Annotated in this window: 13 protein-coding genes; all 13 read right to left on the bottom strand. The window is 56.5% G+C overall.

Annotation, left to right across the window (positions count from 1 at the left end; translation table 11 throughout):
- Positions 1–240 precede the first annotated feature (240 nt).
- The 13 genes from BA6348_RS14830 to dacB all read right to left on the bottom strand — a co-directional run bounded on the left by BA6348_RS14830 (position 241) and on the right by dacB (position 16,226).
- The gene (locus BA6348_RS14830) at positions 241–1,401 is read right to left on the bottom strand and encodes a Ger(x)C family spore germination protein (protein ID WP_122952754.1); all 1,161 of its coding nucleotides are present in this window, start codon (positions 1,399–1,401) and stop codon (positions 241–243) included.
- Positions 1,398–2,162: a YqjF family protein gene (locus BA6348_RS14825; protein WP_122952753.1), complete on the bottom strand. Its 765-nt coding sequence runs from the start codon at positions 2,160–2,162 to the stop codon at positions 1,398–1,400. The genes BA6348_RS14830 and BA6348_RS14825 overlap by 4 nt, the downstream gene beginning before the upstream one ends.
- 41 nt (positions 2,163–2,203) lie before the next feature.
- Positions 2,204–3,616, bottom strand: coding sequence for an FMN-binding glutamate synthase family protein (locus BA6348_RS14820; protein ID WP_007782090.1), 1,413 nt, complete (start codon positions 3,614–3,616; stop codon positions 2,204–2,206).
- Positions 3,617–3,688: 72 nt separating this feature from the next.
- Positions 3,689–4,855 carry a Ger(x)C family spore germination protein gene (locus BA6348_RS14815; RefSeq protein ID WP_242507354.1) on the bottom strand — a complete coding sequence of 389 codons (1,167 nt, stop codon included), beginning with the start codon at positions 4,853–4,855 and terminating at the stop codon, positions 3,689–3,691.
- A 14-nt stretch (positions 4,856–4,869) separates the two neighbouring features.
- A complete protein-coding gene (locus BA6348_RS14810) occupies positions 4,870–5,976 on the bottom strand; it encodes a GerAB/ArcD/ProY family transporter (RefSeq protein WP_005828707.1) in 1,107 nt (368 codons plus the stop codon).
- A 6-nt stretch (positions 5,977–5,982) separates the two neighbouring features.
- Positions 5,983–7,137, bottom strand: a complete 1,155-nt coding sequence (locus BA6348_RS14805) for a GerAB/ArcD/ProY family transporter (protein ID WP_005828709.1) — start codon at positions 7,135–7,137, stop codon at positions 5,983–5,985.
- Between the two features lie 6 nt (positions 7,138–7,143).
- Positions 7,144–7,362 (bottom strand): hypothetical protein, encoded by a 219-nt coding sequence (locus tag BA6348_RS14800; RefSeq protein WP_005828710.1) that lies wholly within the window; start codon positions 7,360–7,362, stop codon positions 7,144–7,146.
- Positions 7,359–8,924, bottom strand: a complete 1,566-nt coding sequence (locus BA6348_RS14795) for a spore germination protein (RefSeq protein ID WP_122952751.1) — start codon at positions 8,922–8,924, stop codon at positions 7,359–7,361. Before BA6348_RS14795 ends, BA6348_RS14800 begins: the two co-directional genes overlap by 4 nt.
- Positions 8,925–9,306: 382 nt before the next feature.
- A complete protein-coding gene (brnQ, locus tag BA6348_RS14790) occupies positions 9,307–10,647 on the bottom strand; it encodes a branched-chain amino acid transport system II carrier protein (RefSeq protein ID WP_005828714.1) in 1,341 nt (446 codons plus the stop codon).
- A 217-nt stretch (positions 10,648–10,864) separates the two neighbouring features.
- Positions 10,865–11,557 carry a YheC/YheD family protein gene (locus BA6348_RS14785; RefSeq protein ID WP_025847821.1) on the bottom strand — a complete coding sequence of 231 codons (693 nt, stop codon included), beginning with the start codon at positions 11,555–11,557 and terminating at the stop codon, positions 10,865–10,867.
- 38 nt (positions 11,558–11,595) lie between these two features.
- On the bottom strand, positions 11,596–11,988 hold the full coding sequence (panD, locus tag BA6348_RS14780; RefSeq protein ID WP_005828718.1) for an aspartate 1-decarboxylase: 393 nt from the start codon (positions 11,986–11,988) through the stop codon (positions 11,596–11,598).
- An 85-nt stretch (positions 11,989–12,073) separates the two neighbouring features.
- Positions 12,074–13,138 carry an Ldh family oxidoreductase gene (locus tag BA6348_RS14775; RefSeq protein ID WP_005828720.1) on the bottom strand — a complete coding sequence of 355 codons (1,065 nt, stop codon included), beginning with the start codon at positions 13,136–13,138 and terminating at the stop codon, positions 12,074–12,076.
- 190 nt (positions 13,139–13,328) lie between these two features.
- On the bottom strand, positions 13,329–16,226 hold the full coding sequence (dacB, locus tag BA6348_RS14770; RefSeq protein ID WP_122952750.1) for a D-alanyl-D-alanine carboxypeptidase/D-alanyl-D-alanine endopeptidase: 2,898 nt from the start codon (positions 16,224–16,226) through the stop codon (positions 13,329–13,331).
- Positions 16,227–16,255: the final 29 nt, after the last annotated feature.

Raw genomic sequence — 16,255 nt, 5'->3', positions numbered from 1 at the left:
AGATCCTCCCTGTTTTATTGGACAAGTGTCATCCTCATCTTACAGATCCGTACGGCAACAGGCAACCCTGCATGTTAGCAAACTTCATTGGCGCAGCTTAGTTGCCCTTATACTGGATGAGAATCTTCTAAATTCTTATCTGTACAAAAAGGCCGATGCCGCCGCGGCATCCGCCTGCTTTCTTTTTTTATTGGCACATCCAGAAGGGGTCGTTTGCCCAGCCTGGCTTTCGGTCATTTCTTAGTGCTGCACCTCGGAATGCGGGAGGCCGCCAGGAACGGCGATCAGCCCAGGCCGCCTGACAAAAGCCTTCACGTTTATGTCTACCTCGATATCGGAAAACACCTGATTCCAGTCCGCTCGCACTGCCGCAAACTCTTTTGGATAGTTGCGATGAAACTGCTGGGCGAAGTTCAATATATCTGCCTTTAATTCCTTTTGCACCTGTTTGAGCGCGAGCCGGACTCTCGTTTTGATATCTTCGCGCAGCGCTTCCTCGACCATCGCGATCTGCTGGGGATTGTTCAAGGTCAGCCTGGTGCCGTTTTGCACGATGTCTCCCTCCGTGTCGATATTCACGAGCATCTTCCATTTCCCGTTTTCGATCCGCGGCGTCAGCTTGGTCACCTCGCGAATCGGGTTTAACGAGACGAATCCGTGTTCCTGTTTGAGCTTGACCGTCACCGTCGTGTTGGGGACTTCATTCCTCAGCCAGAGTACCCCTCTCGTCGTCCGGTCAGACAAAAGACCGATCATCTTGCCATTTTGAAAGACAGCCGTACCCGACAAATACGGGCTCGTCTTCTTCGGCTGTCCTTTCTTCGGCGGCTTCATGATGTCGATCATCGGCAAGGCGGCCGCCTCTGTTCTTGCGGCAAACATTTTTTGCAAATCTAGCAGAGTGACCGATAGCCCGACATTCATGTCAGACAGCTTGCGGACTACTTCGGCGGAGTATCGTTCGAGCGGCGGCAGCATCTCCAGAACTTCGCGGGCTTGTCCCCTGCTCACGTACACGAAAGCCCGGTTGCGCGGCTCGGGGTGACGGGCGTAATAGTCGACGTACTCCTTCAAGCCGTGCCGGGCGAGCGCTTGCCCGTAAATATACACCTTGCAATGGCCCCAGAACACTTTCCGCGGTATTTTCAACTGCACTTTGGACATCGCATCGGCAATATTGACCCCTTTTGCCGTGCGAATGAGCGTCATCGCGTTCCCTGCTCCGCTTCCCTCGCTGAGCGAGCGCGGGATGAACACCTGAATCGACAGTTCGATATCGTTTGGCGATGACCAGTCGATGGCGGCAGCGGTCACGAGTGCGACATCGTTTATCTCCACGCGGTCCCAGCACCCGCCAAGCAGACCTGCGCACAGGCAAAAAAGGAAAGCAAGCCGCTTCATCGGCTCCTTTCCCCTTCGAAGGGCGAGAGTTTCGCTAGCGGCCAGATGAAGCTCTCGACCCCGCGCGCGTACACGAGCAGATCAGGCTTCTCGCTGATCGGCAGCGCGAACGGGGCGAGCATGGAGTTTTCGCGGATATGCGCATCGGCCCGCTGCAGCATCCACGGCTCATGGAACACGTTGGCACAATAAAGTCCGTTTGTTTTCTTGCACTGGCAAAACAGCGTATAGCGTTCGGTCAGCCAGTGCTCCAGCGTACCGGCGCGGGCGAGGGCCGGCTCGGATACAGGCCAGTAGCTGCCGCGAAATGCAGCCGCATCCGCTCCTGCCGAAAACCGCTCCGACTGAAAATCAATGCGGTCAGCGTGAACCAGAAGATCCATCTTCGTATGATAATAGGGCAGCCGATACCAGTACTCGGCGATTTTCGTCACGAGCAAATGGGAAGTATCCAGCGACAAAAAGTAAACGCCTCGTGTGGAGCCTGCCCTCACATATGTTCGCACATTGATCTCGGGAAAGGTCGTGACATACGGGACTGGAAACAGGCGGCGGAGACGGACTCTGGTGAGCAGAAACGGAATGACGCTGATCCAGGCGTGCCCGTCATACGTATCCAGTTCCAGGCCTGCCGGAATCAGGCTGCGGATCGCCTCGGGCGAAACGGCCCAGTGCGCAAACAGCAAATGCTCCCACGTCTGCGTCATCCTCCAGCCTTTCTGTTGTCGCTTTTCCCTGATTGGAATGATTCCCTGGTTCATACGAATCCCTCCCCAACGTCGCCAGCCATCGTCATGTTTGTTCAACTTTCCGCAGAAGAATGGAAGGCGAGCGGTACTTTCGTCACTTTGCTCGTCAACTCATCAAGCGCTACGAGGTCGTCTGCTGTCACATCACGTAACGAAGTTTTTCCCAGGGCGAGTATGGCAATTTCCATTTCGTCTACAAAAGAAAGGAAAAAATTCGCCAAGTATTTGCTTGCTTGCTCGGCGTTGAATTTGTCCTTCAGCTTTCCCGGGTAATTCGTCAGCTCTGTCGGCGGCTCCCAAGGGATCGCCTTTGTCACCTGATCGTGGGTCATCGCCCACAGCATGGCCGTTCCCATAAAAATGCCATCCGCCCCCAGCGCAATCGCCTTCAGACACTCGCCAGGGGTCGTGTAGCCGCCACCTGACAAAAGCGAGATGCGGTCTTTGACCCCTCTCTCCTTCAAGTACTGGACGGCCCGGCACAAGGCGTAAATCGTCGGCAAGCCGAAGTCATCCTCCAAAATCGGCGGGCCGCCCTTCGTCCCTGCCTGCCCCCCGTCAATGCTGATGAAATCGACGCCAGCCTGGATGGCAATTTCCAAATCCTGCTCCAACACAGCGCTGGCGCATATTTTCACGCCAATCGGAACTCCGTCTGTGATCGCGCGCAGCTTGTCGACCAGCTTGCGCAAGTCTTCCGGGCTGTTGACCTCCGGCTGGCGCGAAGGAATGACGACCATTTCCTCGCCCTCCACCCCCATCAGTTGGCTTGCCTTGCCCGTTATGTATTCACCGGGGATAAAGCTGGCCGCTGCCGCCGTCGCGCCTTGCCCGAAGTGAATTTCAATGGCGTCTGCCTGCCGCAGCGTCTCCGGCTCCTTGGACCACGTGCCGGAATTGTATTGAATGATGAGATACTTGGCGTATTTTCTTTCCTCTGGCAAAAGCGGCCCTTCTCCCGTATTGCTCACGCTGCCGACAGCCGCCGTTCCTTTGGCGATCGCAATCTTCACGCTCTCGCTGATGCCGATGCCAAAGCCCATGGCCCCAGACAGGAGCGGGATATCGAGGGTCAGCGGCCGTTTTGCCTTCGGTCCGATCGTGATTTTCATGTCGACCTCGGCGTCCTCGTCAGCCGGCAGCACCGCAAGCTGGGCCGGGGAAAAGATCAGCCCGTCGAAGTTCAGAAATTTGCGCGGACTGCCGAATGGCCGTTCAATCGCCTGCCCTGTCGTCGCACGCAAGCTGTTTTCCACGACGTAGCGCGGACTGACCTTGGTCAATGCCGACACCATCTCGAAAATATTTTCCGGATAGCGGTCCGACATCAATCGCTTCATAAAGCGCCCGAGCAGCCACTGCACCGCAGGACGAAACGTGAAAAACGCCAGCAGCGCAAACAGGATGCCTGCAACGAGCGTTCCTACAAACGAGCCTATTAAAAAATCCATCCATCTCCCGTTCATTTCATCCACCTCCTGCGAGCATGCTGGTTCCAGCCTCTTTTGCTGCTTGCAACCGTCGCTTGACGTGCGCGACTACCGTTTTTCTTGGCTTGCCGGATAGCCCACCGATTCCGAGGTCAGTCCCGGGCGGCGGATCGCAGCGTGAATCTTCGTGCTCACCTCGACCTGCGGGTAGATTTCGTCCCAGCTTTGTTTGACTTCGTCCCATTGTTGCGGGTACTTCCGATGAAAAGCGGCGGCAAAGTTGGTCACATCCGCGTGCAGCTCCTTTTGCAAATAAAACAACGCCAGGCTGACGCGGGAGCGAATTTCGTTTTCGACCGCTTTTTCCACGAGCGCGATGCTGCTCAGATCCATCATGTTCAGCCGCGTTCCGTTTTCGACGACGTCGCCCTCCGTATCAATTTTGACCAGGATGGACCACTTCCCATTCTCGATCTTCGGAACCAGCTTCGTCGTAGCCCGAAGCGGGATGACCGATATAAGCCCTTGTCCCCCCGGAATGTTGACGCTGACGGATGCGCGGATGATCTCGTTTCGCAGCCAGAGCAAGCCTCTTGTGGCCTTTGTCGTCAGCGCGCCAATCATTTTATCGTTGCGGAAGATGGCCGTTCCCATCAAGAGCGAGTTTTCCTGGATTTGCGCCTGCTCGTCCAGCTTGCTCCCTTTTTGAATATAGGGAAGGGCCACAGCCTGGGCTTCTCCATTGAGCATGTTTCGAAAATCAACCAAGGTCACGGACATGCCGATGTGCAGAGTCGCGTATTCCCGCAGCGCTTCCGCCGTGGAACGCTCCAGCAAGGTTTTAATCCCGAGAATTTCCATTGCTTTTCCTTTGGAGATGTACAGATAGGCCCGGTTGCGCGGCTCCGGATGGCGCACGAGAAAATCGATATGATCGGCAATCCCTTCTTTGGCAACCGCTTCTCCAAACAAGTAAATTTTGCAATGCCCCCAAAAAACTTTGCGGGAAAGCTTGGCCTGAACCTTGGACATCGCATCGGCAATATTGATCCCTTTTCCGCTCAGCACGGTCGTCAGCTCGCGATCCGCGCTCATGGTCGGTCCGCCGAGCCCGCCTTCCCCCACCGCTCGCGGGATAAGCACCTGGATGCTCAACACAATCTCGCCCGCTCCCCCCTTGTCCACAGCAGCCGCAGTAATAATCGCAAGGTCGTTGATCTCCGTCCGATCCCAGCAGCCGCCAAGCAACACACAACAGGCCAACAAAATTAACACGCTCCCTCGCGCCCTCACCCGGATTCTGCCTCCTCTGTCTTGCTGCGCTTCCCGCGCATGATCGCCCAGACGAGCAGCCCCGCCGGAATGAAGCAAAAGAACAGCGTCAGCAAGGCCGGAATCGCAAACGTGGTGACATCTCCGAGCATGGAGAAGCTCGGAATGCCCCAAAAGCTGAATATCACCGTCAACACTCCGCTCGGCAAAATGAGCGGCTGGTAAGTAGTCAGGTTCAGCCATTGCGCGGTGCCGAGCACGGTCGCGTAGTAAAACATCGAGACTTTGACGAAAGCGCCGATAACCCAGATCGCCATGACGGCCGATTCCATATTCTCAAAAAAATCGGCGACGTTCACATACTTGGCCGTATCCATAATCGGAAACAAGATGTTGCCGAGCGCGTCCCCCATCAAAAACAGCGTGACCAAATTCGCGATCGTCATCGTCAGCATGGCGCCGGCCACTACGAAAAAGGCCGACCGCGTACCTTGCCTGCGGTTGGACAGGAAGGGCAGCAGGTAGGAAATCAGAAACACCTCGGTGAACCAGCCAAGCGGCGTGACCGCTCCTTTCATCGACGGCAACACCCCGTTGTCCAAAATCGGAAACAGGTTGCCAGGGTCCAGAGCGGGAAAAACAAGGCCGATCATCAGCAGCAGCGGGAGGATGAACACCGGGAAAAACACTTGCGCCGTCCGCCCCAGCACCTCGATGCCGCCTTTTACCGCGAGCGAACAGACGAAGATCAGGGCGGACGAGATGACGCCAAGCGGGGTTTCCTGCAGGAACAAGGCGATAAAATCCGCATACTCCCGCACGATGATGCCGTTTACTTGCAGCAAAAAGTACAAGTACAAGAAGCCGAGGACTGCCGCAGGAACTTTTCCGGTAATTTCCCGCGCATGTTCGATGACCGACATGCCGGGGAAGCGCTTGTTGAGATGGATCGCAATCCACACGCTGAAAAAACCGATAAGCGAAGCCCATAGCGGAGTGAGCCACAAGTCGTTTTGCGCGTGCTGTGCCATGATGCTTGGTCCGACAAGCATCGCTGTGGACACGAGGACTGGATACATCATCATCCCCATCTGCAAGGCTGATATTTTTCCCGTTTCGAGCATGGTTCCTCATCCTTCTTGCTTTTCGGAATGGGCACTGCCGGACACCGCGGCTATTTGGGCTTGGCTTTGCTGCTTGCCTTTTTTGCGCCAATAGGCGAAGCCGAGCAGCAGCAACGGGCAAATTGTCTGCATGAGCGGGCCGTAAAAAGGGAACGCGACAATGTCGAAGCGGCCTGCCTCGTTCAGATTCGGCATCGACCAGAAGCTGAGCGCCGCAATGAGCATCCCGATCGGAATGACAATCGGGCGATAATCTGATAGCTCCAGCCACTGGCTCGTCCCCAGCACAGTGGCGTAGTAAAACACGCTGATTTTGACGTACATCCCCAAAATCCAGACGGTCATGACCACCGAGTCCAGATTTTCAAAGAAGTCCGCAATGCTGATGTAGCGAAAGGCGACCATGACCGGGTACATGTAATCCGCCGCCTGCCGCCCGAAGACGAGCAGGATGAAAAAATTGATACAGGTCAATAGCAAGGCGATCCCGAGGATGACGAGCATTCCTGCGCGCATGCTTTTGTCCCGGTTCGTCACATACGGAAGCAAAAACGACATCAGGAAAACTTCGCTGAAGTAGCCTTGGGGAATCAGCGCCCCTTTCACCGACGGCAGCAAGCCGCGTTCAAACATCGGGAACAGAAACTCGAAGTGCATGTCCTGGAGCAAAAACGGCATCAGGAGCAACGGAAACAGGAAGAGCAAGAAAAAGCCTTGCGCTGTCCTGCCGATCACCTCTAACCCTGCCCTTACGGCATACGCGCACACGGCTATCATCGTGAGAATGACGACGCTGATCGGCGTTTGCGGCAAAAAGTTCCCGATGATGAACTCGGCATAGCCTCTGGCGATCAGGCCCGTCATGTGAACGTAAAAAAACAAAAGAAGCAGTCCGAAAATTTTTCCCGGGACTTTGCCGATGATATCTGTGCTGTACTGGATCACCGTTTGCTGCGGATACAGCCTGTTCAATGCAAACGCGATGTACACCGTAAAAAATCCGATTAGCGATGCCAAGAAAGGCGACAGCCACAAGTCGTTTTCCGCGTATTTGCCCGTGTAGCTCGGCACCACAGTCACAGCCGAGGCCACGATGGCTAAAAAGACCATTTTGCCCATCTGAGCGGAAGAGATTTTTCCCTGTTCTAGCAAACGCCCCACCCTTTTTTACTCCAGAAATTGACCTAGCGGCTTGAAAATCGCATTGATGAGCGTAGTCGGCCCCGGCAAGTTCGGCAAATCCAGCAACGACAAAACCCAGCCTGTGAACAGCAGAGTGATGAAGGACGCCTTGTCCCGCCTCGGCAAGCGCGAAAGACGCGGCCATTCGAACGCGAACAGGATACAGGCAAAGGCGCTCATCGTGACAATCTGGCCCCATTTCAAGCAGGATCTCCCCCTTTTTCCGGACCTGGCTTCTGGTCGGCCCCCTGCCTTATTTTTTGATAATCGCCAGTCAGGTGCGGTCGCTCGTTCATCATCCACCACGGCGCGCGGACGATGGTGTCTTTCCACTCCGAAAACTTCATCGGCCCGACTGGCGTCAAATAAGGAACCCCTAAAGAGCGAATCGTACTCAAATGAATGACGGTGACGATGATGCCGAGCATAATCCCCAACAGCCCGAGCGTGCCCGCGAGAAACATCAGGGGAAAGCGCAGCAGCCGAATCGAGATGCCTGCGATGTAGTGCGGAATCATAAAGGAAGCGATCCCGGTAATGGCGACGACAATGACCATCGGAGCGGAAACCAGCCCCGCCTGTACGGCAGCCTGACCGATGACGAGCGCGCCCACGATACTGAGAGCGGCACCTGCCTGTTTGGGCAGCCGGACGCCAGCTTCCCGCAGCGCCTCGAATGTAATCTCCAACAGGAGCGCTTCGACCAGGGCAGGAAAAGGCACGGACTCGCGGGACGCCGCCATGCTGATTAACAGAGAGGTTGGCACCATTTCGTGGTGGTACGTAATCAGCGCCACGTACAGCGAAGGCAGCAAAAAGGAAATCACCGTGAACAAGTAGCGGAGCCAGCGAATCGCAGTACTCGCAATCGACCGTTGGTAGTAGTCCTCGCTCGATTGCAGCAGGGAGAACAGCGTCGTCGGCGCAATCATCACAAACGGCGTGCCGTCTACGAGAATGGCGATCCGGCCCTCCAGCAAGTTGCCGCACGTCACATCCGGGCGCTCCGTCGTCAAAATTTGCGGGAAGGGCGAAGCGGGATAGTCTTCGATCATCTCCTCGATATACCCGCTCTCCAGCACGCCGTCGATGTCGATCCGGTTCAGCCTCGCCCGTACTTCCGTGACCAAATCCGCGTCCACAAGCCCGTCCACGTACGCGAGCACGACTTGCGTCTTCGTGTAGCCGCCAATCTGCATTTGCTCCATTTTCAATGCCGGCGTCTTGATGAGCCGCCGCAGCAGCGCCGTATTGACCTGAAGCGATTCGGTGAAGCCTTCGCGCGGACCGCGGATGACTCCTTCGGCCATCGGCTCCTCGATTTGCCTTTTTTCCCATCGTGCCAGGCCAAAGGAAAGAGCGCGCTGCTGCTGATCGATCAACAGGATCGGATAGCCGTTTGCGACAGATTCCAGACAGTCCTCGAAGGTCGCCAGCTCATGCGTTTTCGATACGGACACAACATTGTCCAGCAGCTTGCTGATCGCCGAATCCTTCGGCAGCTTCGTCTTCATCAGCACGGACAAGACGGTGCGCTCCAGCTCCTCGTTGTTCGTCAAGCCTTGGATGTAGATCGCAAGCGCCCGGGTCGATCCTCCGATGCGAAAAGAGCGGAAAACCACATCGGCGCAATTGGCATAAAGAGCGCGCAGTTGCTGCTCGTTCTCGGCAAGCTCCCTGTGCAAAGGCGTATGCGAAGGCACTGCCTGCTGTTGCTGGACCCTTTGCTTGTGCGATCTCCACCATTTTCGCGCGTTCCGGCTCACACCCCCACCCCCTGATTCCCAAACAGTCACGCTTCCCCCCGGAATGAGTCAAGCTGTGAAATGAGTTAGGGAAATTTTGCCCCATTCATGCCACTTTTATCCTGTCTGTCCGCATGGAATTGGACGAAACGGCCTGTTGGCAAAAGAAAAACGCCCGGATCAACCGGACGTTTTGGAACGCAGCCATTTCCACAAATAACAGTAACAGGATGTCAGCACAAGCACGACAGCGATCGTCATGAGAGTGTCAAAGCGCATGATAGCCTCCTTCTCTTTCCGTACTCTTTTACTACGAGCAAGCCCGGGAAAAAGTAACGGTGTTGCATCAGGCAAAAACAAAGAGCCCCGCTTGTGCGAAGCTCTTTTGCCAGCCATGCCTCTATTAATCGGGTTGGGAAGTCGTTTTCCCGTGTGGACGCAAAGCTCTTTTCCACATATCCAAAACCATGCCGACCGCAACAGCGATCAAGGCAGGCAGCAGCCAACCAGCGCCCTCCTTGTAAAACGGCAAAGCCGTCAGCACGCCATCCCACCCGCGAGCGAGGAACAAGACATTGACCAAATCGGCCAGCCCGAACAGCGCGACGACCCCAACTGTCGTGATGTAGACGAGCGAAGTCGCCGGAATGAACCGCTCCACCAGCGCGAGCAAAATAAGAACGATCGCAACCGGATAAATCGCGCCGAGCACGGGTACGGATACGGTCAAAATTTGCGTCAGCCCCATGTTCGCCACGATCATGCTCAAGACGCTGAGCACCGTCACCCATCCTTTGTACGGCAAGCCGCCGAACAGCCCATGAAAATATTGGCTGCACGAGGTCACAAGGCCAATCGACACACAGAGGCACGCGACGGTGAAGATCACGCCGAGAATCAACGTTCCGCTCGACCCGAACAACTGATTCATCATGTTCGCCAAAAGCTGTGCGCCATTTTCCGCCTTGCCCAGCGAAGCGGCGGAAGCGCCCATGATCCCCAAAATCACGTAGATGACTGTGAGCAATAGCCCTGCCCCGATCCCCGCGCGGATCATGCTCGCCGACAGCTTCTTCGTGTCGGTAATCCCTTTGGCGCGCAACGTGTTGGCGATGACGATGCCAAACACAAGTGCGGCCAGCGCATCCATCGTCAAATACCCGTCCAGAAACCCTTGGACAATCGGATTGGTGCCGTACTTCCCTGTCGGCGTCCCCATCGCTCCGAGCGGCGTCACCAGACTTTTCACGTAAATCAGCGCGATCAAGGCCAGCAAAGCCGGTGTCAGCAGCTTTCCAAAGCGATCGACGAGCTTGGAAGGAGACAGGCTCAGCCAGAAGACGATCAGAAAAAAGACGACCGTGTACACGAACAGGCTGAGTTTGGAGGCAACCAGCGGTTCAGGCAAAAACGGAGCCATCCCCATCTCGAAGGCAAGGCTTCCCGCACGCGGAATCGCGAGCGCAGGCCCAATCGAAACGTAAATCAAAAACGGAAAAATAAGAGCAAAAACGGGATGAACCCGGCTCGCCAGGCTGTGGAAGCTGCCAGCTTTTGCCACCGCCACCACGCCGAGAATCGGCAAGCCGACGGCCGATAAAACAAAGCCGAGCAGCGAAGACCAGACAAGCGAGCCTGCTTCCTGACCGAGATAAGGCGGAAAAATCAGATTGCCTGCCCCGAAAAACATGGAGAAGAGCATAAAGCTGATGAGCATCCATTCTTTTTTAGACATTGTTGTCATTGTCGAACATACTACCTCCCTCCATAATGAGAGGCATTCTATCAACTTTTGATATAATACGCCAGTGCTTCTCCTTTTTTCGCAATAGCAAGTGCATTGCGACAGCTTGCGCAAGGCCTGGCCAGCCAATCCCGGAAATCGGCTTGTCCACGCCAGAAAAGCGATGGGATAACCACCTGTCGCTTTTCTGGCTGCACCCGACTAGGTGGTTATCCGCTCATCGTTTTCGCATGGCCAAAATGCGTCTGTAAAAAGTCTGGTCCAAAAGCTGTTGAAACAAGGACAGCGACGGGCGAAAATTCGCTTCGATAATCCACGGCTTCCCGTGAATGTCGATACCCATATCCAAGCCGATTTCCCGCAAGGTCGGGTACGCTTTGCCCAAGCAATGTCCGACCGCAAGCGACACGCTTCTGATCTCCCTGAGCAAATCCGGTCCGGCCGCGACGTTGGACTGGCGAATCGCGGTGCGAAGCGGCAGCACCTTTCCCCTGCTGCGCGCCACGTTCGTGACGACGAAGCCTGGTCCAGCGAGCTTTGCCACCCAGCCCGTGATGAGCCAAGGCGAAGCTTTGCCAGTGCGCTGCAGCATCACGCGCACGTCAAAAGGCTTGCCGTTGATCCGGCCGAGCGGAATGCGCGGCTGCAGCAAATACTTTTTCGGACGGAACAGCGAGCGGACGTACTGCACGGTTTTTTCCTTGCCTTCGATAGTCCGCCGCACATTGCCGCTATGGACGAGGTAGCGCTCTTCGCCCAGGTCGGTCAACTGGATGATCCCTGCTCCGCCTCCGCCGCCGGACGGCTTGAGCATCACGCGCTTGTAGCTTTCCGCGTACTCCCATAACGCCTCCGGAGAAAACAACCGGGTCTTGGGCAGGTGCTCCCGCAACAACTCATCTTGGACCATGTGCTGATGCTTGCCCCATTTTCCTACGTTTGGCGCTTTTATGGCAATGTCTCTCCATTCGTAATGAGATGATGCTCTTCGATTTTGGTGATGCGATTGTGTTCATCCACAAACACGACCTTGGGCACCAGTTGATCGCATTCGCTCTCGTCGTACATGCCCATGCTTAAAATAATGACGATGTCGCCTGGGGAAAACAGGTGGGCAGGCGGGCCGTTCAGACAAATTTTCCCGCTTCCTTCTGCTGCCGGCAGAACGTATGTTTTCCAGCGCGTCGCATTGCGCAGGCTGGTAATTTGCACAATCTCGTAGGGCTTGATATCGGCCGCTTTCATCAGGGCCACGTCAATCGTAATGCTTCCGACGTAGTCCAGCTCGGCCTGCGTCACCGTCGCCCGGTGGATTTTACCTTTGCACATGTGGCGTTGCATCGGATGTTCACTCCTTTTCAAACCGCTGACATCAGTCTATGTGCGAGAGAATGTCCGGGAAACCATGGACAGCCAAAAGGATTGCTCACGCCGTACAGACTGCCTGTGCCAGATCAATTCCATAGGCGGAGCACAGCTTGGCGAGCTCCTCCACCACGGTTTGCGGAAAAGGAATGCCGTCCTGCTTGCGGGCCGTCATGATTCGCTGCTCGATCTCGCCGGGAATCAAAATTTCCGCGACACCGGGAGCAGTCGGGACGTTTTTGACTTGGCGAATGTATGCGTCCATGCTTTGCCTGAATGCATCGAGCGGCAGGAAGCGCTGTACGTCGATGCACAGGAAGACGTGTCCGATGTCTTGCGGGTCTTGCCAGTTGTCGTACAAGCTTTTCACGCCGGGGCCGACCGCCGCGCCCGTGAGCAGCCCGCAGACAATATCAATGAACATGGCAAGTCCGTAGCCTTTTGCTCCCCCGATCGGCAAAAGCGAGCCGAGCAAGGCTTTCGTCGGATCGTGAGTGGGCAAGCCGTCGGCGTCGATCGCCCAGTCTTCGGGGATGGCGCTCCCTTTTTTCGCAGCCAGAGCGATTTTGCCGCGCGCAGCCACACTCGTCGCCATGTCGAGCAAAAAAGGCGGCTGCTCGCCAGCCGGAATGCCAATCGCAATCGGATTCGTTCCGAAAAACGGCACAATCCCTCCGGTTGGTGCCATGGATGCGGGCGCATTTGACAAGACGAGCAAAATCAATCCCTCGTCCACTGCCTGCTCCGCGTAGTACGAACAGGAGCCAAAGTGGTTGGAATGCCGCACCCCGGCCAATCCGATGCCGTGTTGGCGGGCAAGCTGCTTCGCTTCGTCCAGCGCCGCTACTCCGACGACAACGCCGAGCTGATTTTTGCCGTCGATGAGGGCGGTCGCGCCTTGCCGGACGACGAGCGCTGGCGGCTGCGTCAGCTCGATCAGTCCCGCCTCGATCCGCTGCACGTAGATCGGCAGCCGCGACAAGCCATGGGATTCGACTCCGCGCAAATCCGCATGGACGAGCGACCGGGCCACAAGCTGCGCGTCTTCTCCCCTGACGCCCGCGCGAGAAAGGACCTGTGCAGCGACCTGCTCCAACCCCTTCCAATGAAAGCGTGTAGGGTTCACCTTCGCTTTCCCTCCCCGATCTTCGTTTTTTCGATCTGCATCTGAATATAAATATGTCGGCGCCGCAGCGACCGTCACAGGCATTGACCCGGTAGCGGAGAGAGCGGCTTGCCGACACGGCGGCACGCGAAAAAGAGAAGCCCCTTGCGCTTTTCGCGGCAAAAGGAGCTTCTCTACTTTTACGGACAGTTTATTCGTATGTGGCGACAGTCGAAACGATCCGGTCCTGCAGCTCGACGAAAAAGTCCTCGTCCTCTACGAAGCCGTTGAAGATGATCGAGACGATCAGCCTCTCGCCGCTTTTCGTCGTGAGATAGCCGGACAGGCTGTTTACTCCGGTCATCGACCCGGTTTTGGCATGCAGGCTATGGGCGGCGGCCGTTTCCACCAGCCGGTTTTTCAACGTACCGTCTACGCCCGCGACAGGCAGTGACGCCTCGTAAGTGGAAAAAGCCGGCTGCTTCGCCATGCCTTCCAGCACAGTGGCGATGTGGCGGGCCGAGATGAGGTTGTAGCGCGTCAGCCCGGAGCCGTCCACCATGTCAAAATTCGCCTTGCCGCCCATTGCCTGCACAGCTTCCTGGACGACTTGTGCGCCTGCTGCCGCGCTGCCTTCGCCTTTTTTCACGGCGCCTAACGTTTTCAACAGCATTTCCGCGTAAAAGTTGTCGCTTTTCTTGTTCAGGTACGAAACGATTTCTTTTAACGGCTGCGAGGCAAATTCGTTCCACTTGACCGCTGTATGAGGCACAGGCGAAACGAGCAACTCGCTGCCCGGAGCGAAGCGGACGCCCTCGCTCTCCAGCGCTTCCTTGAGCAGCGTCCCGACGTATTTCGCAGGCTCCTCCACAGGCACGCGCTCGTAGTCGCCGGGATGGTCGAGCGGGAGGTTTCCGGTCAGGCGAATCGTATTCGTTCCCCGGTCGCGCACGATGGCAAACGTGTTTTCCTGGCCTGGCTCTACCGTTTTCGCTTCGTTGATGACCTCTGCGTAGGACGTTTTCGGCAGCAGATTGAACGAAACGGCGTCTCCGGCTTTTGCGGCAGGCTCGTACTCGACCATGACTGTGCCGCGGTTTACGGACAATGCGCCGAGCGTCGGGTTGTAGTAGTAGCTCTCGTCATCCCAGGCCCAGCCCAGACCGAGCCGTTGCGCGTCGAAGTAGCTTTCGTCGAGCACCAGGTTCCCCTGAATCTCTTTGACTCCTTGCTCTTTGATCCATGCGGCGATTTTTTCAATCGAGACGCCTTCATGCACCTTCAGGGCGTTTTCGGTGTGCAGAGATGGATCGCCGTAGCCTTTGACGTACAGATTGCCTCGCTGCACGCCGTTTTTGGCGACGGGCGCATCCCCGTACAGCTCCGTCTTGAACGTGTAGTCCTCTCCGAGCTGGGAAAGCGCCGCAGCCGTCGTCAGCAGCTTGAGGTTGGACGCGGGCGTGAGCAGTGCATCGGCCTCTTTTTCGTACAAAATGGCTGCGTCCCCCGTTTTGTCTAGCGACTTGACGAGGACGCCTGCGGTCATGCCGACTGCCTGCGGCTGCTCGAACAGCGGATCGAGCAAGGCCGAGAGCGCGTAGGTTTTGTTTGCTTCCGGTGGATCCCCTTGCACGGCGGCGAGCTGCGGATAAGACGCGAGCAGCGTGCCCACGAAGTCTTGCAGGTCGCGCGCATACTTCGACTTGTAAATGCCGTTAATCAGGATGGAAAAGGCCAGCTTATGGCCGTTTTGCGCCGTGACGTAGCCGGACAGGCTGTTGACGCCGCCCATCGAGCCTGTTTTGGCGATGAGGTTTTTCGCTGCCGCCGTACCGAGCATTCTGGTCTTCAACGTGCCGTCGACGCCCGCGACTGGCAACGATTTTTCCAACTCCACGCTGTAGCTCTGCTGCTGCACAAACGCCAAAAGCCGCACGATCTGCTCGGCTGAAACCAGGTCAAAACGCGACAGGCCCGAGCCGTCAACCTGGCGATAGCCGCTGTCGATGCCGGCACGCTTCATGACGTCCGCTACCGCTTCACTTCCGGCTGCGAATGTGCCCGCCCCTTTTTGCGTCGCGCCGAGCGTCTTGAGCAGCATTTCGGCGTAAAAATTGTCGCTCTCCTTGTTCAACTCCACGATCACTTCGCCGAGCGGCTTGGAGAGATGGGTAGAAAAAGGCACGCCGGATTGCACCACTGTCTTTTTCACGGCTGCGCCCGGATTCAGCCCGATGCCTTGCGCGAGCAGTTGCTCTTTCCAGACATCCCCGACGAACAGCGCCGGGTCCTCCAGCGTGACATCCTCCTCATACGGTTTGGCGGCAAGCCCAATCGTTCCTGTCAGCACAACCTCGTTTTTTCCACGCGGCCGCTCAAGTGTGATGTTGGACTCGCTGCCTTCCACCGTCTGCAGCTTGTTGATGACTTTTACGTATGTAGTAGCCGGTTCCACCGCCAATGTCGGTGGCGCATTCACGGCCTTCCCCGGTGTAACGGTCAACGTCGTGACATTTTTATGCACAGAAAGAGCGCTCAGTTGGGCGCTGTAGCCATACGGCTCATCATCCCACATCCAACTGACGCCAAGGCGCGTATCGTCGAAGTAGCTTTCGTCCAGCAGCAAATGGCCGTTGATCCGCTTGATCCCGGCCTGCTTCAATACGCTTGCCATCTGCTGCAAGTCCGCTGGCGTCAAGGTCGGGTCGCCGTAGCCTTTCAACACCAGATCGCCCTGCAAAACGCCGTCCGCACTGACCTTTCCTTGCAGGAAAAGCTCCGTCTTCCACTGGTAGTCCGGCCCGAGCTTATCCAGTCCGGCAACCGTGGTAAACAGCTTCATGTTCGAGGCGGGAATGTAGTTGCGCTCGGCGTTGTGCCGATACAAATACGTTTTGTCCGTCAGGTCGTAGACGACAATCCCCGCATACAGCCCCACGCTGTTCTCGTCGCGCTTCAGGTCCGTCAAGTATTTCTCGATGTGATCGGCGAGCGCGCCCCTGGTGGCGGTGTCTTCCCTCGCAAAAGCAGGAGACGCCGCGAGCTGCAACACAAGCGCAAAAAGCAGAAAGCACGTACAGACGCGTCGAAAGACAACCAACTGATTCATGTTACCCTCCTTGTCCTAGTCTTGACGTT

This window comes from Brevibacillus agri, assembly GCF_004117055.1.
Lineage (GTDB): Bacteria > Bacillota > Bacilli > Brevibacillales > Brevibacillaceae > Brevibacillus > Brevibacillus agri.
Note: the sequence above shows the minus strand (reverse complement) of the source record. Positions and strands in the feature narration are given on the sequence as shown.